This is a genomic window from Cognatishimia sp. F0-27 (assembly GCF_020667845.1).
GTDB lineage: Bacteria > Pseudomonadota > Alphaproteobacteria > Rhodobacterales > Rhodobacteraceae > JAFMPQ01.
Genome location: NZ_JAFMPQ010000020.1, coordinates 1 through 21442 on the forward strand (window position 1 = coordinate 1; position 21442 = coordinate 21442).

The following is a 21442-nucleotide window of genomic DNA, read 5'->3' on the forward strand; positions in this document are numbered from 1 at the left end:
TCGCCTCGCCATGCTCACCGCGGCTCTGCGCCCCGTCGGGGCCGCCTCGCCATGCCCGCCGCCGCTCTGCGCCCCTTCCCGGGTCGCCTCGCCATACCCACCGCGGCTCTGCGCCCCTTCCCGGGTCGCCTCGCCATACCCACCGCGGCTCTGCGCCCCGTCCGAGATCGCCTCGCCATGCCCACCGCCGCTCTGCGCCCCTTCCCGGATCGCCTCGCCATGCCCACCGTCGCTCTGCGCCCCGTCCGGGGCCGCGCCCGTCTCGCGCCATTGGGGCGAGATGCAAGCGCCCTGTCGCAGGGTCACAATGCATGCGCATGGCATGTGCATGCATTGTGCATCGACTGTGCATTGCGGAATTCGACTGCTATCGCGGCTTGAAAGAGTCTCCCTGACGCGCGATGTATCGCAGAGCAGAAAGGACACGCCATGGCCCTGCCCGTCCGGGATCAGCTGAAATACTGGGGACTCACCCTCACCGCGATGGTGGTCGTCCTGTGGTTTCTGGGGGACGTCCTTTTGCCCTTTGTCCTCGGATCGGCCATCGCCTATTTTCTCGACCCGGTGGCGGACCGGCTCGAATCCATGGGCCTGTCGCGCGCAGCGGCGACCGGTGTGATCACCATCACCGCCATCGTGCTGTTCATCGTGCTTGCGCTTGCGGTTATCCCCAACTTGATCGAACAGACGCTTCAGCTTTTCGAGGCCTTTCCACAGATCTTCCGGGATCTGTACACAGCACTCACCGAACGCTTCCCGCAGATCATGGACGATTCCGGACCGATCCGTGAAACGCTTGTTTCCATTGGAGAAACCATCCGGGAGCGGGGCGGCGAGCTGCTCAACACCGCGCTGAGCTCGGCGGCCTCACTGCTCAATATCGCGCTGCTTTTCGTGATCGTGCCGGTGGTGGCGGTCTACATGCTTCTCGATTGGGACAACATGGTTGCCAAGATCGACAGCCTGCTGCCGCTCGATCACCGCCCGACAATCCGCAAGCTTGCCTCGGATATCGACGCGGTGCTTGCCGGGTTCGTGCGTGGGATGGGGTCGGTTTGTCTGGTGCTCGGAATCTACTATGCCGGCGCGCTGTGGCTCGTCGGGTTGCAATTTGGCCTTGTTGTCGGGGTCGTGGCCGGGTTTCTGACCTTTATTCCCTATGTCGGCGCCATCGTCGGCGGTGCGCTCGCGATCGGGCTGGCGCTGTTCCAGTTCTGGGGCGAGTGGATCTGGATCATTGCCGTATGGGCCATCTTCCAGTCCGGCCAACTCATCGAAGGCAACTTCCTCACCCCGCGCTGGGTCGGCTCTTCGGTCGGGCTCCACCCGGTATGGCTGCTGCTGGCCCTGTCGGTCTTCGGCTCGCTTTTCGGCTTCGTCGGCATGCTTGTGGCCGTGCCACTGGCGGCGGCGCTCGGCGTCGTCGCGCGCTTTGCCGCCGATCAATACAAGCAAAGCCTGCTCTATCGCGGGCTCACGGGGCGGGAGAGACCCGACACCGACACCGATTCCGGGAACGACGACACCCCATGACCACGCCCGAACAGTTGCCCCTTCCCTTGCCGGTTCGGACCGCGCGAGGGCGCGAGGATTATTTCGTGAGCGACTCCAATGCGCTGGCCGTGTCGCAGATCGATCATTGGCAGACATGGCAACCGCGCAAATTCGTGCTGACCGGGCCCCCGGCGTCGGGAAAAACACATCTTGCCAATGTCTGGGCCACGGCGAGTGGCGCAAGGATCATCGACGCGGACACGCTGATCGAAGCCGACATTCCATCGCTGGCGCACCACAACCTGTGCGTCGAGGCCCCGGATGCACAATGCGGCGATGACGAATTCGAACGCGCGCTGTTCCACCTGCACAACCTGATCCTCGCCAATGGCCACGCCCTGTTGCTGACCGCGCGCATGCCGGTCCGGGATTGGCCCATTGCCCTGCCAGACCTGAAGAGCCGGATGATGGGCACGCTGAGTGCCCGGCTCGAGGATCCCGATGACACGTTATTGAGTGCTCTTTTGCTCAAGCTTTTTGCAGATCGCCAGATCACACCGGCCCCGGATGTGATCCCATACCTCGCGACCCATATGCCGCGCAGCTACGCCGCCGCGCATGAAATCGTGACGCGTTTGGACACGGCCGCGATGGCGCGCGCCAGCGGTGTGACGCGCCCGCTGGCGAAATCGGTGCTTACAAAGCTTGCGGATACGGACGATCCGGCCCATCTTTAGAGCATGCAATCACAAAATCTTTTCAATTCCAGATCCATAAGTGCGCCATGAGCACCGCTGACTTCCTGCAATCCGACCTGCCCGCGGCGACGGAGCTTCCGGAGATCGACATGAGCGGGCCGGGACGGTTTTATAACCGCGAACTGAGCTGGCTCGGCTTCAACTGGCGCGTGCTTGAAGAAGCCGAAAACCCGCGCGTGCCGCTGCTTGAACGCATGCGGTTCCTGTCGATCTCGGCAACCAATCTCGACGAGTTCTATACCGTGCGTGTCGCGGGTCTCCGGGAACTCAAGCGCGAAGGCCACACGACCCCCGCCTCCGACGGGCTGACCCCGGCCGAACAACTCGTGCTGATCGACGAGAACGCGCGCGCCCTTCTGGCCCGGCAACAAGCCGTTCTGGGAGACCTGCGCATGTTGATGGAAGCGGAGGGCATCTCCATCGTCGGGCGCGACCAGCTCGACGCGGGCGACCGCAAGGCGCTTGCGCAGGATTTCCTCGACCAGGTCTTTCCGGTGCTCTCGCCACTGGCCATCGACCCGGCGCACCCGTTTCCCTTTATCCCCAATCTGGGCTACTGCCTTGCGCTGCAATTGGAACGCACCCGCGACAAACGCACCTTGCAGGCGCTGCTTCCGATTCCGGCACAGATCGACCGCTTCATGCGCCTGCCAGCCCCGGAAGGCGCGCATCGCTTTATCATGCTCGAAGATGTGCTGTTGTTGCATATCGAGAGCCTCTTTCCGGGCTACAAGGAAAAGGCGCATTTCGGTTTCCGGGTGCTGCGCGACAGCGACCTTGAAGTCGAGGAAGAGGCCGAAGATCTGGTGCGCGAATTCGAGGTTGCGCTGAAGCGACGGCGGCGCGGAGAGGTCGTCCGCCTGACCATCTCGCCCGGATCGCCCAAGGGCCTGCGTGAGATCGTGATGCGTGAATTGCATGTGCGCGAGGAAGAGGTCATCGAACTCGATGGGCTTCTGGGCATGGCCGACACCAAGGAGCTGGTCATTGACGACCGGCCCGACCTGCTCTGGCCCAGCTTCACGCCACGGGTGCCGGAACGGGTGCAGGATCACGAGGGTGACATGTTCGCGGCCATCGCGCAAAAGGACATGCTGCTCCACCACCCGTATGAGACCTTCGACATGGTGGTGCGGTTCCTGGCGCAAGCCGCGCGCGACCCGGATGTGGTGGCGATCAAGCAGACGCTCTACCGCACCTCGCGCAACTCACCCATCGTCGAAGCGCTGTGCGAAGCGGCGGAGGACGGCAAGACCGTGACCGCGCTTGTGGAACTCAAGGCGCGGTTTGACGAAGCGGCCAACATCCGCCAGTCGCGGCGGCTCGAACGGGCGGGCGCGCATGTGGTGTATGGGTTTCTCGATTGGAAAACCCACGCCAAGATCAGCCAGGTTGTGCGCCGTGAAGGCAACCGGCTGGTGACCTACACCCATTGGGGCACCGGAAACTATCATCCGATCACGGCCAAGATCTACACGGACCTGAGCTTTTTCACCTGCGATGCGGCCCTTGGGCGCGACGCGGCGAAGCTGTTCAATTACCTCTCGGGATATGCCCAACCCGCGTCGCTGGAAAACCTGCTGATCTCGCCGCATACGTTGAAAACCGGCATGATCGACCTGATCGACGCCGAAGCGGAACACGCGCGACAGGGCCGCCCGGCGCGGATCTGGCTCAAGTTGAACTCGTTGATCGAACCCGACATGATCGATGCCCTCTATGAGGCCAGTCGCGCAGGGGTGCGCATCGATTGCGTGGTGCGCGGGATCTGTGGTCTGAGACCGGGTGTGAAAGGCCTGAGCGACAATATCCGCGTGAAATCGGTCGTTGGGCGCTTTCTGGAGCATTCGCGCATTCTGTGCTTTGGCAACGGGTACGGCTTGCCACACAAGAAGGCGCGCGTGTTCATGTCTTCGGCGGACTGGATGGGGCGCAACCTCAACCGACGGGTCGAGACCGGCGTGGAGATCCTCAACGCCACGGTCAAGGCACAGATCGTGAGCCAAATCATGGCCGCGAACCTTGCCGACATGGCGCAAAGCTGGGTCATGGCCCCCGATGGCAGTTTCAAGCGGCAGCCGCTTGAGGAAGGCGCCTTTGCGTTCAATTGCCACCGGTTCTTCATGGAAAACCCCTCCCTCTCGGGGCGCGGGTCCGCCGGTGCGGGCGATGTGCCCAAGCTGACGCATGGCGACTGAGCGGCACCGACGCGACTGATCCTTTCGTAATGGGCCTGTCCTGGGTGCATCCGGGCAAGCGCGGTTTCGACCGGCTGGCGCGGTGTCTTGGCCGACCGTGCGCCCCCGCCGATATCGCAATACAGGATTCACAACTATAAATAGTTAATACTTGGTGACTTATCTCTTTTTGCGTGCAAGATTCTACTTACGAAAAAGCTTTATAAAAGGAACACAACCATGAAGCGTATTATCGCCGCTGCCGTCATTGCATCTGCCGGATGGATAGCCCCCGACCGGGCCGACGCCCAAGAGGCCATGATCGGTCAAATCACCTATTTTGGCTTCAACTGGTGCCCGCGGTCATGGGCGAAGGCCGACGGACAGCTTCTTGCCATTGCCCAGAACCAAGCGCTGTTTTCGCTCATTGGCACAATCTATGGCGGCGATGGACGCACCACCTTCGCACTGCCCGATTTGCGCGGCCGATCGGCCGTCAACTATGGTCAGGGACCGGGTTTGAGCAACCTGCCCATCGGCGGCAAGGCCGGGGCCGAAACAGTGACCCTCAATGCGCAGCAGATGCCTGCCCATAACCACGCCTTCTTTGCCGACGAAGAAGACGCCACGACGGACGATCCAAACGGCGGTGTGCTGGCCATCACTGGTGAGAACGTCTTTGGCACCGCCCTGACCGCTCCGGTCCAGATGAATGGCTCCGTGATTGGCAATGCCGGCAACAATGCAAGCGTGCCGATACGCGACCCCTATCTCGCCGTGACGGCCTGCATTGCGCTTCAGGGGATCTATCCATCGCGATCCTGATCGCGTAGCGCACCCAGCGCGCCAAATCACACCGGCGCAAGCGCGCCGCACAGGGGTTTGTGCGCTGTTCGCGCGGATTTGGCAGGATCCCACAAGACGGGGCGCGCGCGGATGGCATCGACCAGCCCGCGCGCGTCCTCTTCGGCGCCAGCGGGCGCTCTGCGCGCGCGAGAACGGCGGCAGGCGCTTTGCCCGGCTCGGTCCGGCCCCGTGATGGAAGGCCGGTGCAGCGGTGTGGGTCCGTCGGGACATGCGCAACCGACATGAAAGCGCCGCGACCCAGGACGGGCCCCTACAGAGACGCGGGGCACCCGTGCCGATCCAGAGCCCGGGCGCAGGATCCGCCGCTGGACATGCCTTGAGGCCACCGCGCTGCTGCGGTCCCGGATGGCGCTGCACTCCCTGTCGTGGCGCGCCTCTCAAGGCAAAGCCGAGGCCGCTCCGACCCGCGTGACGCGGCAACCGTGGCATCGCGGACCAGCAGCGCGGCTGGCAAGGTTTCGGTAAGGTGCCTTATTTTCGCCTTAACAACACCGCCAACAGACCCGAATTCGTAAAGCCCGCGTTAAGAGATCAACGCCATTCTGGGCTCACTGAAAGCAGTGGCGGGAGGACCTGCCACATATTTCATGAGAGACCGCACCAGAACGGGCACGGCCTCTCGAAGGGCGACAAAAACCGCCATGCATCGCCGGGCTGCACCCCATTGATGCGTTGGCAAGCTGCCCGCAACAGCAAAGGCTCTCGCAGATGTCGAGCATCCTCACCAACAACGGTGCCATGGTGGCGCTGAAAACTCTCAGAACCATTAACAACGATCTGGACTCTGTCCGTTCGGAGATCTCAACGGGCAAGAAAGTCGGCAGCGCATCCGACAACGCCGCCGTGTTCGCCATTTCGAAAGCCATGGAATCCGATGTGCGCGGCTTCAAGGCCGTGTCCGACAGCCTGTCGCTCGGACAGGCCACCGTTTCGGTGGCGCGCCAGGGTGCCGAAACCGTCACGGACCTGCTCACAGAGATCAAGGGCAAGATCGTATCCGCACAAGGCGAAGGCGGGGGCGAACCGGAGAAGATCCAGGCCGATATCGACGCCTTGGTGAGCCAGATCGGTGACATTGTCGATACCGCCTCCTTCAACGGCGCGAACCTGCTCAAGAACACCAGCACGGAAGAAGGCTCCGGCACCACGTCGGTGATGTCCTCCATCGACCGGTCCGACAGCGGGGTCACCACCTCCGAGATCGACATCCGCAAGCGCGATCTGACGACCGGTGCGAGCGCCATCGCGGCGACCGGCGGCACCTTTACCGCTTCGGAGGCCACCGGCACCGTGAACGCGACCGAAGCCGATATCGACCTGTCCGGCGTGGATGTGGAGGCAGGCAAGGCCTTCTCGCTGCAGATTTTCGGCACCGACGCAGACGATTCCGCCTTCACCCAGGCTGATTTGCGCAACACCGCTGCCGCCGCGGGCACCCAAGGCGAGGCTGCCGGGGGAGACATCACCTACGTGGCACGCGACGGCGACACCATGGCCGATGTGGCCAAGGCGCTCAGCAAGGAATTTGCCGCCTACGCGAACGAGAATGGCATCGACAGCGATACCCTGTCCATCAGCGCTGCGGGCGAAAGCCTTGTCGCCACGTCGAATGTGACCGACGGCACCGATACGATCGCGGTCACCGTGATGTCTGTCGGCGCGGATGCGGGCAACACGATCGGTGGCGGCCTTGAAGGGTTGGAGAGCCTCTCTGTCTTGACCGAAGATGATGCGGCTGCGGCTCTGTCCAATATCGAAGGTTTGATCAGTGCCTCGATCGACGCTGCGGCGTCCTTTGGCTCCGATCAGGGTCGGCTCGAGACCCAGAAGGACTTCATCGCCGGTCTGACCGACGCCCTGAAATCCGGCATCGGAACCCTGACCGATGCGGACATGACCGAGGCCTCCGCGCGTCTGCAGGCGCTCGAAGTGCAGCAGCAGCTCGCGACCCAGTCGCTCTCCATCGCGAACCGGGCGCCGCAGTCGCTTCTGTCCCTGTTCCGCTAAGCCGAGGACAGAATTCGATAAACTACTGAAATATATTGACTTTGGGGGCGGCATTCCACCGCCCCCTTTTTCGTGGCCGGCGCTTGACCGCCCCGGCACGCTGCGCCATCTTGCGGCTGCCAGCGGAGGGAGAGCCATGGCCAGCATTGAGACCCCGATCGAAGACTGGGAGCCCTTCGGCGCGCCGCTGTTTCAGGACGCCTCGGTGCGCAAACTGTCAAAGGTGGGGGTCGTGGATATCGGCTCCAACTCCGTGCGACTGGTGGTGTTTGACGGCGCCGCGCGCAGCCCCGCCTATTTCTACAACGAAAAGGTCATGTGCGGTCTTGGCGCCGGGATGCCCGAAACCGGGCGGCTGAACCCTGAAGGCAAGAAGCGGGCTTTCTCCGCCCTTGCGCGGTTCAAGGCGCTTGCCGACGGCATGCAGCTCTTTTCGATGTCGATCTTTGCCACCGCCGCCATGCGCGAGGCCGAGGACGGCCCGGAGTTTTGCGAGACGGTGCAGCGCGAAACCGGGCTCTCCGTGCATGTGATAGACGGCGAGGAAGAGGCGCGGCTCTCTGCACAAGGTGTGTTGCTTGGCTGGCCCGGCAGCTTTGGTCTTGTCTGCGATATCGGAGGCTCGTCGATGGAATTGGCCGAGATCCATGACGGAACCGTCGGTCGCCGGATCACCTCGCCGCTTGGACCCCTGAAATTCAAGGACATGAGCGGCGGAAAGAAAGCGCGCGAGAAGTATATCCGAAAGGAAATGCAGAAGCTTGCCGATCACATGGGTGTGCAGCGTGACCGGCTGTTCCTTGTGGGCGGGTCGTGGCGCGCCATTGCGCGGATCGACATGGAGCGGCGCAACTATCCGCTGCATGTCCTGCACGAATACCGCATGGATTCCGATGCCGTCGAAGCCACGGCGCGCTTTATCGAAGAGGCCGATCTAGAAGAGTTGAGAACGGCCTGCGGAATTTCACCCTCGCGCATGGCGCTGGTGCCCTACGCGACCGAGGTTCTGACGCGCCTGGTGCGCAGTTTCGAGCCGCTGGACATTGCGATTTCGAGTTATGGCATTCGCGAGGGCATGCTCTATGAGCAGATGCCCGACGACCTGCGCGCGCGCGATCCGCTGATCGAGGCCTGCCGGTTTGCCGAGAGCAAGGACGCCCGCCTGCCCGGCTTTGGCAAGCGGCTCTATCGCTTTGTCGAGCCCTTGTTTCCCGACCTTCCCATGGCCCGGCTGCGGCTCGTTCGGGCGGCCTGCCTTCTGCACGATGTCAGCTGGCGCGCACATCCGGATTACCGTGCGGAAGTCTGCTTTGACTATGCCACCCGCGCCAATCTCGGTGGCTTGAAGCATTGGGAGCGGATCTATCTCGGGCTCGCGCTGTTGCACCGGTATCGCAACAAACAAACGGGCAGCCGGTTCGAAGCGCTCTACGATCTGGTCGACGCGCGCAGCACCGCGGAGGCCGAAGTGCTTGGCAAGGCGATGCGGCTTGGCGCGATGCTCTGGACGAAGGATGGCAAGGACGCGCGTCCACGGCTCAGCTGGGACCTGACCGAGCGGGTTCTGACGCTGCACCTGTCGAAGACCGCGCAGGACCTCTATGGTGAGGTCACGGAAGCCCGGTTCAAATCACTCGCGACCGCGCTTGATGCGGCCGAGTATCGTGTCGCCATCGATTGACGCCGCGCTCCCGGCTTTTATTCGGCTCAGAGCTCTATCTCGCTCTCCGGATCAGGCTCAATCGCACGCTCTTCATCGGTTTTCCGGCGCAGGATAATGTCGCCATTGGGCAGGATTTCCGGCGGATGATACGCCGTCCAGTCTTCCACCTGTCGGGCCAGGTCACGCAGATGCGGCCCCATGGTCTGCGCGAAATCGCGCAGCGCGGGCTCCATCTCTTCGGCAAGGCCCTGAAGCTCGTCAAGCGCGGGCTCCATTTCTTCCATCAACCCGCGCAGAAAGAGCTTCGCGCCCTCCTCCATCAGGTTGAACCCGCCATCCGTATCCTGCGCGGCACCCGGCGCTGCAATCGTCGCCGCGGCGACAAGGGGGATCACCATGTTTTTCATCATGGTCGCAATATAGGCGCGCTCCGGGCGCATTTGAAGCCTCAGAGGTCGAGATCGAGCGTCACCGGAAAATGGTCCGACGCCGTGAGCAAAGCATCCCGCAGCGCTTCGTCCTGCCAGCAGACAGGATCGTCGAACGGATGCCAGATGCGCCAGCGCGGGGCCCTTGCCCTGAGATCGGCCGAGATCATCAGGTAATCGAGCAGCGCCTGAAGATAGCGGTTTTCACCCTTGAGGAAGAACCGCGCCGTGGAGGGTTGTGCACCGATCCGCTGCGCAAGCGCCCGCGCGGCATGCGGATCGTAAAGCGCCTCGGCTCCCGCTCCCATGAGGATCTCAACCGAGCTGCGCCCGAACAGCGCCTCGAAACTGTCAAGCCCGGGACCGTCATTGAGGTCACCGGCAAGGATCACTGATTGACCATCGGCCAGCAGGCTGCTGACCCTCTTGCGCAGCCAGATCGCCTGCGCCAATTGCTTGCGGCGATTTGCAATTGCCAGACGCATGATCGCGTCCCGCCCCTTGGCGCCATGCGGGGCCTTGGACTTGAGATGCGCCCCGATCATGTGCAGCGCAACGCCCGAGGCGGTCTCGATGGCAAGCTCCAGCGGCGGTTTGGAAAAGGTCACCGTGTCGAGCGTGGCGTCGATATCGAGATCAATGTGGAACGCGTCATCAAAGCGCGGCGCGTCGGGCGTTCCGCCGGGTGCATGGCGCACGGAGATCACATCGGGATCAAAGAGCAGCGCGATTTCCTGCTGCGTATCATTGACAAACCCGGTCATGACCGACCGGGCCCGCAAACCCGCCGCCTCGGCAAAGCGGCTGAGCGCGCGCGTTGTGGAACGGCGCCGGTTCGTGTCGGGCGCCTCGATGATCATCACCGCATCCGCGTCGATTTCGCGAAACACCCGGATCAGCGCGTCGATCTGCATGGCGCGGGTCACGTTGTGACGTGCCGACCAGCCTCCGTTGTCGAGAAGCGTTCCGTCATTGTCGAAAAGCGCATCGAACCACTCGACGTTATAGGTTGCAAACCGCATCCCGCCGCCGACCCGCGTCACGCCGCCGAGGCGCGGTTGCGGATGTCTTCCCAGGCGCGGTTGATATCCTGCATGCGCCGCTCCGACAGGCGCACGGCCTCTTGCGGCACCCCGCGCGCAATCATCCGGTCGGGATGCGTTTCGCGCACCAGTTGCCGCCACGCCTTGCGGATCTCCTCGATGGGTGTCTCGGGCGTGACACCCAACACCGTGTAGGGATCCGGCAGGGCATCGGGGACAAACCGCGCCCGCATTGTCAAGAACCGGGTCTCGCCAAGTTCGAAGATCTCCGCCACCCGTTCAAGAAACGCATCCTCAGCCGGATGATAGGTGCCATCGGCCAGCGCGATATGGAACAGGCCCTCCATCAGGTCGCAAAGCGTGCTGCGATCCTCACCAAACATCGCCCGGATGCGGCGCGCATAATCTTCGAACCCCGCCACGTCCTGGCGCGCAAGATTGAAGACCCGCGCGGCGGCAGCCTCGTCCGCCTGTCCGATGTGAAACACTTCGCGGAATGCCGTGACCTCGTCACGGGTTACCAGCCCGTCCGCCTTGGCCATCTTTGCAGACAGGGCAATCACCGCGATGGTGAAGCCCACCGTCCGTTCAGGCGGAGCGCGCAGCCGGTCAAAGACCTCGGAGAGGCCCTCGCCACTGGCAAGCGCGGAAAGCGCGTCTGATATGCGCGACCAAATCGACATGCCCGGAGTGTAAGACAGCCGCCCGGCGCTGTCAGGCAGCTTATGGGGGCGATTTGTCGACAATGGCGGCCATGGCCTGCGGCCCAAGGCCGCGCCTCCGGCGGCCAAGGCCCGTTTCGTCTAGCGTAGCGTGACCGTCCGCCCCAACGATTGCAGCGTCGCCTCAAGGCCGGGGGCACCGGTTTCGAACGACACAAGGGGCGCATCCAGATACGGGTCCAGCAGCGCGCGCAGAGCCTCTGCTTCCGGGTGCCGGACCGTCAAGCCGCTCATTGACAGCGCGGGTTTGGCCAACGACAGGCCCGGCGGCGTGTCGGAATGCCATTGAATGAGCGCTGGAAACAGCCCGTCAAACGGCAACATGCCATCGCGCGGCACCGCCATCGACCAGCGCAGGTTTCCCCGTGACAACGCAACGGCCTCACCCGCCATCGGAAGCGCGTGGATCGCGGCGTCGAGATCGTCGGTGCGAAGGATCCACTTGTCGAGCCGGGGCGCGCCGCGAAACGCATCAAGCCCGAACCAGCGGGCATAGGGTGGACGGGGCACGGTCGGATCAATGGCAATCGCTTCGAGGTAGAGCGCAGGCTCCATCCCCAATAGCCGGTTATGGGTGGCAAAATGCGCGTGCTGACCGCCCGGCCCCATCGGTTGACCAAGGCAGTCTTCCACATGCGCCGTGGCCGCTCCGAGTGTCTCGCCCGCAACCGCGATGTGATCCAGTTCCAGCATTCCCGGCCTCCTCCTTTGCCAACGCCGCCACCCTAGAAGGCTCTGCCGAAACACACAAACGGGCAACCGGGCCACGGTTTCAAGCGGCGAATCATGAAATCGTTGACACAAAACATGAACATGAATAGAACAAAAGTTAACACTGACCCCAATCATAGGTCCCGCCACGGACCAGAGATCACATGAACGCCGGAGGCCCACGCATGCTCACGAAGAAACAACTGGACCTGCTGAATTTCATCCACACGCGCATGGCACGGGATGGGGTTCCGCCCAGCTTCGACGAGATGAAAGATGCGCTGGACCTGCGCTCCAAAAGCGGGATCCACCGCCTGATTACCGCGCTGGAAGAGCGCGGCTTCATCCGCCGCCTGCCCCACAAGGCGCGCGCGCTTGAAATCGTGAAACTGCCCGACAGCCTCGCCGGCCGCCAGTCCGGTTTTCATCCGCGCGTGATTGATGGCGACCGACCGGATACGCCGCAGGCCGCCCCCACTCCGATCATGGAGAGCGGCGGGCTTGCGCAACTGCCACTCATGGGCCGGATCGCGGCGGGTATTCCGATCGAGGCGATCAACGACCCGCCGCCCGGCATCGCCGTTCCCGGCCAGATGCTCAAGGGGCGTGGCCGCCATTACGCGCTTGAGGTCAAGGGCGACTCGATGATCGAAGCCGGGATCAATGACGGCGATGTCGTGGTGATCGAAGAGACCGCCTCCGCGCGGGACGGTGAGATCGTCGTGGCGCAGGTCGAAGGCTATGAAGCGACGCTGAAACGCTTCCGCCGCCGCGGCGACACGGTGATCCTTGAAGCAGCCAACCCGGCTTACGAGCCGCGCGTTCTGCCGGCCGGATCGGTCAGTGTGCAGGGCAAGCTGGTCGGATTGATCCGCACCTACTGAGATCGCGCCCCAATACGCGACGCGCGGCGCGAGATGCCGTGCGTCGCATGGTGGTCGGGCTGCTGCGAAGGGCGTCGCCCCAAACATCTCCACTCGGCCGACGTCTTCTCACGGCGCGCGACGCGCGATCAACAAACCCTGTTCCGGAAGTCCGGCGCTGTGTTTGTTCGGGTAGACACCCGCCCAGAGGCGCAAGCCGGTGCGATGCGCCGCCTGCACCATGCGATACCCCCTGTCCTCGGCAAACAGCGCAATCGCGCCGGTGTGCCGGAGGCGCGCAGGGTCCAACAGAACACAGTCCCCTTCCAACGCGGCCTCGCTGCTCGCGACGATGATTTGCCCCGCATCACACTCTGTCCACGCGCGGATGGCGCGTTTGCCTTGCAGATGCACAACCTCCGTTCCTGACAGAGTATAGCGCGCGGTGCGCGCGGCGTCCGGCTCCGGCCAAAGCGCCGCCGCTTCCTCCTGGGACATGCCGTGCCCGTCGTTCTCCAGCCAGATCTCCGCCACAAACCCTGCACCACGCGCTTTCGAGAGCGCCCGCCCATGCTCCGTCAAGACGCCGACCAACCCACCCGTATTGGCAATCAGCAGGGCCGGCCGCTGGGTCTGGGCCCACAAGAGCGTCGCCAGAAGCAACGGCCCGATCCCGACAAGGCGCCCCGCGCCGCGCCAGAGGCAAAGGATCAGCCCGCCCAGGGCAAGCAACGCGAGGACACCCGCCTGTGGCGCCTTGATCGCCCGCGTGGCCCCCTCCCACGCCGCCACCTGATCGGCCACGAAAAGGATCCAGTCCAGCCCGAGCCCCATCACCCAAAGCGGGATCCAGTCCAGCCCGAAGGGCATCGCCAGCGCCGCAACCACCGCCATCGGGACGACCAGAATGCCCATCACCGGGACAGAGACAAGATTTGCGATCAGCCCGTAATGGGCGATCTGGTTGAAATGGGCCATGCCGACCGGTGCGGTTGCAAACCCGGCCACCGCCGACGAGACAAACAGCGAAAATACCGGGATGGCCCATCGTGGCAAGGGGTGCTCCCGTTGCACATGCGTGAGCTGTTCGAACACCGCGACAAGCGCGGTTGTCGCGGCAAAGGACATCTGGAAACCCGGGCCGAGCAGCGCCTCTGGTTGCCAGACGAGCACAATCAACGCCGCCATCGCAACCGCCCGCAGGGAGATGGCCCGGCGATCGAGCATCAACGCGCAGAGCGCGGTTGCGGCCATGATGAAGGCGCGCTCGGTGGCCACGTTCCCGCCAGACAGCAAGAGGTAGCCAAACGCCGCGAGCAAGGCTCCGGCAGCGGCAATCTTCTTGACCGGCCATCGGTGCCGTGTGGCGGGTATGATGAGCAGCGCAAGGCGCAGCGCGGCAAACACAAATCCTGCCAGCAGCCCCATGTGCAGGCCGGAAATCGCGAGAAGATGCGCAAGATTGGTATCGCGCAAGGCCTGCAACGTGTCTTGCCCCATGCCCGACCTGTCGCCGGACATGACAGCCGCCGCAAAGGCCCCGCTGTCACCGGGCAAGGCGGTCTGCACGCGCGCGGACAGCCACATGCGCGCCTTGAACACGGACAAACCGTTGCCGGGCGGTTCAAGCAGAACGACCGGGTTGCGCGTGTATCCAACCGCGCCGAGCCGGAGGAACCAGGCGTGGCGGCGAAAATCGAACCCGCCGGGTTCGACAGCGCCGCCCGGTTGCGACAGGTGACCGGTTGTCAGGATCACCGCGCCGGGGCTGGGCTCGGCAAAGCCTTGCTGCCCGTGCAATGAGATGCGCACGCGCTGAGGTGTGTCGCGCGGGTCCATCCGTTCCAGCACCACGCGGTCGAGTGTCACGCGCACCGCGTCCGAAGCGGACCGGTCCACGCCAACAACCCGTCCCTCTATGCTGCCGTAATAGCGAAAATCGAGCACCGGTCCCGCCACGCTGTGTGCCCGCAATCCGGCCAGACCGATGCCAAGCAGAACCAGCGCCAGCCCCGCGATCAGAACGCCCCAGACCGCCCCTGCAACCCTCGGCCCCGTCACCCCGCCGAGCCCCAGCACGACCAGCCCCCAAAGCGCCCATAGAGGCGGCTCGAACCGCAGCGAGAAATAGAAACCGATGCCGCATGCCAAGGCCACCGGCGCCCACGGGAACAGGTGGCCCCTCTGGCCCAGCAGCATGTGTTCGAGTCTGGTCAGCACCGGCGCCATATCTTGCCCCTTGGCCACACGCCAAGTAGAGAACGCGACAAGCCTAGACCCCTCCCCGTTAGCAAAAGGTTAACCAAGATGACCCTTTCCGAGACCTCCTCCGGTCCCAAGACAGGCGACACGCCGGTTGTGACGCGCTTTGCACCTTCGCCCACGGGCTTCCTGCATATCGGCGGCGCGCGCACCGCGTTGTTCAACTGGCTTTTTGCGCGTGGGCGCGGCGGCCGATTCCTTCTGCGCATCGAGGATACCGACCGCGCCCGGTCGACCCCCGAAGCGACCCAAGCCATTCTCGACGGGATGGCCTGGCTCGGGCTGGATCATGACGGCGAGGTGATCAGCCAGGCCTCGCGCGCCGACCGGCATGCAGAGGTCGCCCACGAATTGTTGTCCAAAGGGGCCGCCTACAAGTGTTTCTCTTCCCAGGACGAGATCGAAGCATTTCGCGAGACCGCACGGGCCGAAGGGCGCTCGACCCTGTTCCAGAGCCCATGGCGCGACGCAGACCCGGCCACGCACCCCGCGGACACCCCCTTCGTGATCCGGCTGCGCACACCGCAGGAGGGCGCAACCGTCATCCGCGACGCGGTGCAGGGCGATGTGACGATCCGCAATGACCAGCTCGACGACATGATTCTGCTGCGGTCCGATGGCACGCCGGTCTATATGCTGGCCGTGGTTGTGGATGACCATGATATGGGCGTGACCCACGTGATCCGGGGCGACGATCATCTCAACAACGCCGCGCGCCAGATGGGGATCTACACCGCGATGGGGTGGGACGTGCCTGTATGGGCGCATATTCCACTGATCCATGGCCCGGACGGCAAGAAACTTTCCAAGCGGCACGGCGCGCTCGGGGTCGAGGAATACCAGAAGCTTGGCTACCCGGCGGCGGGCATGCGCAACTATCTCGCACGGCTCGGCTGGAGCCATGGTGACGCGGAGTTCTTCACCGATGCGCAGGCCAAGGCATGGTTCGATCTGACCGGAATCGGGAAAAGCCCCGCGCGGTTCGACTTCAAGAAACTCGAAAACCTCTCCGGTCAGCATATAGCCGCCTCTGACGATGCTGCACTGCTGCAAGAGATCCATGCGTTTTGCGCAGCGACCGGGGCCGATCCGCTGAGCGAAGCGCAATCGGACGGGCTTCTTCGTGCGATGTATTGCCTCAAGGATAGAGCCAAGACGATCCCGGAACTGCTTGAAAAAGCTCAGTTTGTCTTGGCAAGCCGTCCTTTGGTCCCAGATGAGAAAGCGGCAAAAAACCTTAATCCGGTATCCCGTGGTATACTGGCCGCGTTGACGCCGCAGTTGCAAAATGCTAGCTGGTCCCGTGACGACCTCGAAGCGTGTCTGGGCGAGTTTGCCGAGGCACAAGGGACCAAATTCGGCAAGCTGGCTGGCCCGATGCGGGCTGCGCTCGCGGGCCGGGCCGTCACACCGAGCGTCTTTGACATGTTGCTCGTCCTGGGCCGTGAGGAAAGCCTCGCGCGGCTTCAGGATGCGAGCGCGCCCATGGACGCCTGACAACAGGCGCCCTCCCCGAGGCGCGCGCAAGATCCACGGCAAGGGCGTGTTTGACACGTCCCTGTCTACCGCGCCCCGAACGGCCACCACTCCCGTGGATCCGCCGGGGTACAGGCGCCCCTGGCGGGGCTCGACTTCGCGCCCCACGCTCGGGCGCCAGACTACACAGGGGACGACGCCATGGCTGAAAGCAAGAAATCCGCCACACTCACTATTGACGGGCAATCCTACGAATTGCCGATCTACTCACCGACCGCAGGCCCGGATGTGCTCGACATCCGCAAGCTCTATGCGCAATCGGGTGTGTTTACCTATGATCCGGGCTTCACATCCACAGCGGCCTGCGACAGCACGATCACCTTTATCGACGGCGGCAAAGGCGAGCTTTTGCACCGCGGCTATCCCATCGACCAGCTGGCCAGCAAGTCGCATTATCTTGAGGTGTGCTACCTGCTGCTTTATGGTGAGCTGCCCTCCGCGACCGAGTTGGAGATCTTCGAAGCGACCATCACCCGCCACACGATGATCCACGAGCAGATGCACAACTTCTTCCGTGGGTTCCGGCGCGATGCGCACCCGATGGCGATCATGGTCGGCGCGGTTGGCGCAATGGCCGCGTTCTACCACGACAGCACCGACATCAACGATCCGCACCAGCGCGAGATTGCCTCGCACAGGCTCATCGCCAAGGTGCCGACCATCGCGGCGATGGCCTACAAGTATTCCATCGGTCAACCCTTCGTCTACCCGCGCAACGATCTCGACTACGCGGCCAACTTCCTGCACATGTGCTTTGCCGTGCCTGCTGAGGAATACGTGGTGGACCCGATCCTTGCCCGCGCCATGGACAGGATCTTCACTCTGCATGCGGATCACGAGCAGAACGCCTCGACCTCGACCGTGCGTCTGGCCTCCTCTTCCGGTGCCAACCCGTTTGCCTGCATCGCGGCCGGTATCGCCTGCCTCTGGGGTCCGGCCCATGGCGGCGCCAACCAGGCCTGCCTCGAGATGCTCAAGGAAATCGGCACCCCGGACCGGATCCCCGAGTTCATCGCCCGTGCAAAGGACAAGGATGATCCCTTCCGCCTGATGGGCTTCGGTCACCGGGTCTACAAGAATTTCGACCCGCGCGCGACGGTGATGAAGCAATCCGCCGATGAGGTTCTCGACCTGCTGGGTGTGGAGAACAACCCGATCCTTCAAGTGGCCAAGGAACTTGAGCAGGCGGCGTTGAACGACCCGTATTTCGCGGACAAGAAGCTGTTCCCGAATGTGGACTTCTACTCGGGCATCATCCTCGAAGCGATGGGCTTCCCCACTTCCATGTTTACACCGGTCTTTGCCCTGTCGCGGACCGTTGGCTGGATCAGCCAGTGGAAAGAACAGCTTGCGGACCCGCAAATGAAGATCGGTCGCCCGCGTCAGCTGTATCTCGGCACGGCGATGCGCGATTACGTGGATATCGAAAACCGCTGATCCGCGCGCTTTGCGCAGGATCACAACCGATTGGCTCAAGGCCCGGCATTCTCTCGATGGCGGGCCTTTGTTGTGCCCGCGCGCCTAAGCGCCACGCCCTCTGTCATGGCCATTGAGACAGCTCCGCTGCCCTGCCATGCGGTGAGTCGCATCATCCGAAAACAGGTTTCGGACAATTTTCACTCTTTTCGAAAGAGCATCGGTGTTTGCGAAGTGCTGCGATTGTTTCGAGTTGGGAAACTGGACCAATCCAAACCGGGCGAGACCGTGGCGGAAACCGATTGTTTCTACGGATAATGGCGAGAATTCGACCAGTTGATGGCAAGTCTTGTGTCAGTTTTGACCACGCGCCCTCGCTTTGCCGTCCGCGCCTTGCATGATCCGGAGTTCATTATGCCCGCCACCCCCGCTGCCGAGATTCTCCTAGGATGTTTCGATCAGGTCCGCCTTGTGGTGATCGAGGATGAAGGCAATCTCATCCTTCAAGTGTTCGCCACCGATCCCGCGGCCACCGATGTGGACGCCCTGTTTTTCAACCTCACCAACGACGCCGACGCGCCAGCGCTCACCGTGTTTCCCGCCTTTGACGAAAGCATCGGCTCGAACGGCGAAAACCTGACCGGCTTTGATGTCGCCACCGGCGCGCTCAATCAGCTGAACAACGGCGCACAGATCGCCGAAAGCTACGATGTGCGCGTCGAGTTCGGCGAGATCCCCTACAGCTCCGGCGGGGATGTCGATCAGGCCGCCTTCACGCTCTATGTCGATGGCAACGGGTCTACCCTCACCGCTGACAGCATCGACTTATCGAACCTGACGGTGGTGATCAACTCGGACAATGGCGGCGGGCTGGCCCTGACCAATGGCTCCGGCCCCGACAGCGGCGCGGAATACCAGACCGTGACTCTTTCCGAAGACCTCACCGGCGTGACCAGCGCCACGGGCTCCGATCTGATCGCGGACAGCGCCGGGTGGGCGTTCGAAAGCGGCGGGTTTCTGAGCACCAATGGTTCGAACGACGGCGCGCTGCTGTTGCAGACCGTCGAGACAGACGGACCGGTCAGCCTGAGTTTTGATGCCCGCGCGATCAATCTCGACCGGTTCGAGGCCAGTGGTCAATACGCTGACAGCCTGCGCGTCGAAGTGGCCATTGACGGCGGTGCCTTCATCCTGCTCGACGAGTTTCGTGTCGACGAGACCGGCACAGCCCTTGTCGGCTCCGAGACCGGCGCACTGATCACGTCGCTGAGCACCGCGCCCACCTATTCCGGTGGCGTGCTCGACAGTGCCACGCAGAGCGTGCAGTTCCGCATCACGTCGGATATCAGCGCCAATGACGAACAGATCCTGATCGACAACCTGGTGGTCACCACCACTCAGGATGTGTCCGCGCCAACAACCGTCGAAGCCGTCGGCCTGTCAGAGGATTTCGACACGGTCGCCGACCCCGATGACAGCGCTGCCGTCGAGGTCGATGGCGGGTGGGATGTGCGCTACGGCTCTGCCCGTACCGACGGGCGCAACGAGGGCGAGATGCGCTTCACCGAGGTCGCCACGGACGGGCCGGCGAGCATCTCCCTGGACATGCGCGCCTGCGAGACCTCCTATTTCGAAAACAGCGGCCAATACGCCGACAGTTTGCGCGTGGAGGTGCAGGTCGACGGCGGCGACTGGGTGCTGCTTGACGAGTTCCGCGTCAACGATGCCGGCACCGAGATGGTGGGATCGGTGACCGGGCAGAGCTTTGGCGAAACCTTCGAGACGCTCACCTACGAGGGCGGTGTGCTCGACGCGGCCACCAGCGGCGTGCAGATGCGCGTGGTGTCGGACATCTCCGCAGGGAACGAGGTGCTCTTTGTCGACAATGTCGAAATCACCGTGACCGAAGAGGTGGCCGAAGGCGAGGTCTGCGAAGACTTCAACGCGGGTCAGTCCGGCGACGTTGTCGCCGATCAATTCGATGGCTTCAGCGTGGTTGGGCAACGCGCTGGGGATGCCGCCGACAGTGAGAACGACGCCATGCTCTTTGATACGGCGAACCCCACCGGGGGCGATACCGACCTGGCCTACGCATCGCAGGGCAACGCGATCATCATCTCCGAGGACAACGACAGCAGCGATGCTGACGACAATGCCGGCGGGGGCACGTTACATTTCACCTTCGATGCGGTCTCCGATGTGCAATCCGTCACCCTGCTCGACATCGAGGAGCCCGGTGGCACGATCGACCTGTTCGACGCGGACGGCACGTTGATCTCGACCGTGGCGATCCCGGCGGAGGGCGACAATTCGGCCACCGAGGTGGCAATCGATGCAACCGGCGTGGCGACCATGGAAGTCACGCTTGTTGGATCGGGCGCCGTGGATGACCTGTGTTTTGCACCGTCCGGTGTGCACGAGGAATGCGTGGATTACGCCGTCACCTATGACGAGATGATGGTGCAGCAAACCGAGGAGCAAGTCCCGGATGAAGCGCTTGAGCAGACCGATGACCTTGCCGACATGATGGTCTGAGCCCGACGGGCTTGCTCATACAAGAAAGGCGCCGGATCCCGGCGCCTTTTGCTGTTTCGCTGAATGCCTGCGTCTGGTCCGGGGCGGCCATGCGCAGGGCCGGTCGCGGTCTACGCACCCCGAGCCTTGGCGGCGCGCCGCTTAACGCCCTTCGTATTGCGCCGGACGTTTCTCGAGGAACGCCACAACGCCTTCCTTGAAATCACGGGTCTTGCCGCATTCACCCTGCAATCGGGCTTCAAGCGCGAGTTGCGCGTCGAGATCGTTCTCAAAAGCACCGCGCATGACACGTTTGACCCGCTCATAAGCCGCAGTCGGCCCCGTGGCGAGATGCGCCGCCCGACCCCGCCAGTGGCTGTCAAATTCGGCATCCGGCACCGCTTCCCAGATCATGCCCCAGGCATCCGCCTGACGCGCGGTGATCTTGTCTGCAAAGAGCGCCGCCCCCATGGCCTTGGCCAAGCCCATCTGGCGCGGCAGCGCCCATGTGCCGCCAGCATCGGGGATCAGACCGATGCGGGTAAAGGCCTGGATGAAGGACGCGCTTTCGGCTGCAATGACAACGTCGGCCAGAAGGGCCAGGTTTGCCCCTGCCCCGGCTGCTGTTCCGTTGACCGCCGAGATGGTTGGGACCGGGCAATCGACCACTGCCCGCAGCATGGGCACGTATTCATCGCGCAGCGTGCGCTCGAGATCGAGATTGGCCGCATTCGCGCGGTCCCCGAGATCTTGCCCGGAACAGAACGCGCGCCCCGTTCCCGTGATGACCACCACCCGCGCCTCGCGGCCGCCGCGTTGCACGGCGTCGGTGATCTCGGCCCGCATCTGGGTGTTCAGCGCATTCATGACGTCAGGACGGTTCATTTCCACAACGGCAATGTCGTCTGTGATGTCAAAACGGATCGTGTCGTATTGCATGGGCCACGGCCTCCCTTTGGGATTTTGGCGCATCAAACACCG

General features: G+C 63.3%; 16 protein-coding genes and 1 pseudogene. 10 read left to right on the forward strand and 7 right to left on the reverse strand.

Annotated features, from left to right (window positions below; all coding sequences use genetic code 11):
* A pseudogene (locus J1C49_RS11825) lies at window positions 1–306 on the reverse strand (hypothetical protein); the annotation flags it as partial.
* Between the two features lie 123 nt (window positions 307–429).
* Here J1C49_RS11825 and J1C49_RS11830 point away from each other — a divergent pair.
* The 6 genes from J1C49_RS11830 (at window position 430) to J1C49_RS11855 (ending at window position 8984) form a co-directional block, all read left to right on the forward strand.
* A complete protein-coding gene (locus tag J1C49_RS11830) occupies window positions 430–1533 on the forward strand; it encodes an AI-2E family transporter (RefSeq protein ID WP_227446035.1) in 1104 nt (367 codons plus the stop codon).
* Window positions 1530–2231 carry a chromosomal replication initiator DnaA gene (locus tag J1C49_RS11835; RefSeq protein WP_227446036.1) on the forward strand — a complete coding sequence of 234 codons (702 nt, stop codon included), beginning with the start codon at window positions 1530–1532 and terminating at the stop codon, window positions 2229–2231. The genes J1C49_RS11830 and J1C49_RS11835 overlap by 4 nt, the downstream gene beginning before the upstream one ends.
* Window positions 2232–2278: 47 nt before the next feature.
* Window positions 2279–4450 (forward strand): RNA degradosome polyphosphate kinase, encoded by a 2172-nt coding sequence (locus J1C49_RS11840; protein ID WP_227446037.1) that lies wholly within the window; start codon window positions 2279–2281, stop codon window positions 4448–4450.
* 219 nt (window positions 4451–4669) lie between these two features.
* Entirely contained in the window at window positions 4670–5254 is a 585-nt protein-coding gene (locus tag J1C49_RS11845) for a phage tail protein (protein ID WP_227446038.1), read from the forward strand.
* Between the two features lie 750 nt (window positions 5255–6004).
* A complete protein-coding gene (locus J1C49_RS11850) occupies window positions 6005–7303 on the forward strand; it encodes a flagellin (protein ID WP_227446039.1) in 1299 nt (432 codons plus the stop codon).
* 136 nt (window positions 7304–7439) lie between these two features.
* Window positions 7440–8984 carry a Ppx/GppA family phosphatase gene (locus J1C49_RS11855; RefSeq protein WP_227446040.1) on the forward strand — a complete coding sequence of 515 codons (1545 nt, stop codon included), beginning with the start codon at window positions 7440–7442 and terminating at the stop codon, window positions 8982–8984.
* A 26-nt stretch (window positions 8985–9010) separates the two neighbouring features.
* On the opposite strand, the gene J1C49_RS11860 is transcribed toward J1C49_RS11855, so the two are convergent.
* The 4 genes from J1C49_RS11860 to J1C49_RS11875 all read right to left on the reverse strand — a co-directional run bounded on the left by J1C49_RS11860 (window position 9011) and on the right by J1C49_RS11875 (window position 11852).
* Window positions 9011–9364 (reverse strand): hypothetical protein, encoded by a 354-nt coding sequence (locus tag J1C49_RS11860; protein ID WP_370639409.1) that lies wholly within the window; start codon window positions 9362–9364, stop codon window positions 9011–9013.
* A 50-nt stretch (window positions 9365–9414) separates the two neighbouring features.
* The gene (locus tag J1C49_RS11865; protein WP_227446041.1) at window positions 9415–10416 is read right to left on the reverse strand and encodes an endonuclease/exonuclease/phosphatase family protein; all 1002 of its coding nucleotides are present in this window, start codon (window positions 10414–10416) and stop codon (window positions 9415–9417) included.
* A gap of 17 nt (window positions 10417–10433) precedes the next feature.
* Window positions 10434–11120 carry a DnaJ family molecular chaperone gene (locus J1C49_RS11870; protein ID WP_227446042.1) on the reverse strand — a complete coding sequence of 229 codons (687 nt, stop codon included), beginning with the start codon at window positions 11118–11120 and terminating at the stop codon, window positions 10434–10436.
* Between the two features lie 120 nt (window positions 11121–11240).
* Entirely contained in the window at window positions 11241–11852 is a 612-nt protein-coding gene (locus J1C49_RS11875; RefSeq protein ID WP_227446043.1) for a VOC family protein, read from the reverse strand.
* Between the two features lie 203 nt (window positions 11853–12055).
* On the opposite strand from J1C49_RS11875, the gene lexA reads away from it, so the two are divergent.
* Complete coding sequence (gene lexA, locus J1C49_RS11880; protein ID WP_227446044.1) at window positions 12056–12754, forward strand: transcriptional repressor LexA; 699 nt, start codon at window positions 12056–12058, stop codon at window positions 12752–12754.
* A 108-nt stretch (window positions 12755–12862) separates the two neighbouring features.
* Here lexA and J1C49_RS11885 read toward each other — a convergent pair whose 3' ends face one another.
* Complete coding sequence (locus J1C49_RS11885; RefSeq protein ID WP_227446045.1) at window positions 12863–14962, reverse strand: ComEC/Rec2 family competence protein; 2100 nt, start codon at window positions 14960–14962, stop codon at window positions 12863–12865.
* Window positions 14963–15040: 78 nt separating this feature from the next.
* Between J1C49_RS11885 and gltX the strand changes: the two genes are divergently transcribed.
* From gltX to J1C49_RS11900, 3 genes are all read left to right on the forward strand, one after another.
* Window positions 15041–16492 (forward strand): glutamate--tRNA ligase, encoded by a 1452-nt coding sequence (gene gltX / locus J1C49_RS11890; protein ID WP_227446046.1) that lies wholly within the window; start codon window positions 15041–15043, stop codon window positions 16490–16492.
* A 180-nt stretch (window positions 16493–16672) separates the two neighbouring features.
* Window positions 16673–17968 (forward strand): citrate synthase, encoded by a 1296-nt coding sequence (gene gltA, locus J1C49_RS11895; protein WP_227446047.1) that lies wholly within the window; start codon window positions 16673–16675, stop codon window positions 17966–17968.
* A 393-nt stretch (window positions 17969–18361) separates the two neighbouring features.
* On the forward strand, window positions 18362–20482 hold the full coding sequence (locus J1C49_RS11900) for a hypothetical protein (protein ID WP_227446048.1): 2121 nt from the start codon (window positions 18362–18364) through the stop codon (window positions 20480–20482).
* Between the two features lie 141 nt (window positions 20483–20623).
* Here the strand turns inward: J1C49_RS11900 and J1C49_RS11905 are convergent, their stop codons facing one another.
* Window positions 20624–21400, reverse strand: coding sequence for an enoyl-CoA hydratase-related protein (locus tag J1C49_RS11905; RefSeq protein WP_227446049.1), 777 nt, complete (start codon window positions 21398–21400; stop codon window positions 20624–20626).
* Window positions 21401–21442 lie beyond the last annotated feature (42 nt).

Excerpts from the sequence above, each read along its gene's own strand:
- J1C49_RS11830 (WP_227446035.1), top strand. The coding sequence starts at position 430 with ATGGCCCTGCCCGTCCGGGATCAGCTGAAATACTGGGGACTCACCCTC.
- J1C49_RS11835 (WP_227446036.1), top strand. The coding sequence starts at position 1,530 with ATGACCACGCCCGAACAGTTGCCCCTTCCCTTGCCGGTTCGGACCGCG.
- J1C49_RS11840 (WP_227446037.1), top strand. The coding sequence starts at position 2,279 with ATGAGCACCGCTGACTTCCTGCAATCCGACCTGCCCGCGGCGACGGAG.
- J1C49_RS11845 (WP_227446038.1), top strand. The coding sequence starts at position 4,670 with ATGAAGCGTATTATCGCCGCTGCCGTCATTGCATCTGCCGGATGGATA.
- J1C49_RS11850 (WP_227446039.1), top strand. The coding sequence starts at position 6,005 with ATGTCGAGCATCCTCACCAACAACGGTGCCATGGTGGCGCTGAAAACT.
- J1C49_RS11855 (WP_227446040.1), top strand. The coding sequence starts at position 7,440 with ATGGCCAGCATTGAGACCCCGATCGAAGACTGGGAGCCCTTCGGCGCG.
- J1C49_RS11860 (WP_370639409.1), bottom strand. The coding sequence starts at position 9,364 with ATGGTGATCCCCCTTGTCGCCGCGGCGACGATTGCAGCGCCGGGTGCC.
- J1C49_RS11865 (WP_227446041.1), bottom strand. The coding sequence starts at position 10,416 with ATGCGGTTTGCAACCTATAACGTCGAGTGGTTCGATGCGCTTTTCGAC.
- J1C49_RS11870 (WP_227446042.1), bottom strand. The coding sequence starts at position 11,120 with ATGTCGATTTGGTCGCGCATATCAGACGCGCTTTCCGCGCTTGCCAGT.
- J1C49_RS11875 (WP_227446043.1), bottom strand. The coding sequence starts at position 11,852 with ATGCTGGAACTGGATCACATCGCGGTTGCGGGCGAGACACTCGGAGCG.
- lexA (WP_227446044.1), top strand. The coding sequence starts at position 12,056 with ATGCTCACGAAGAAACAACTGGACCTGCTGAATTTCATCCACACGCGC.
- J1C49_RS11885 (WP_227446045.1), bottom strand. The coding sequence starts at position 14,962 with ATGGCGCCGGTGCTGACCAGACTCGAACACATGCTGCTGGGCCAGAGG.
- gltX (WP_227446046.1), top strand. The coding sequence starts at position 15,041 with ATGACCCTTTCCGAGACCTCCTCCGGTCCCAAGACAGGCGACACGCCG.
- gltA (WP_227446047.1), top strand. The coding sequence starts at position 16,673 with ATGGCTGAAAGCAAGAAATCCGCCACACTCACTATTGACGGGCAATCC.
- J1C49_RS11900 (WP_227446048.1), top strand. The coding sequence starts at position 18,362 with ATGCCCGCCACCCCCGCTGCCGAGATTCTCCTAGGATGTTTCGATCAG.
- J1C49_RS11905 (WP_227446049.1), bottom strand. The coding sequence starts at position 21,400 with ATGCAATACGACACGATCCGTTTTGACATCACAGACGACATTGCCGTT.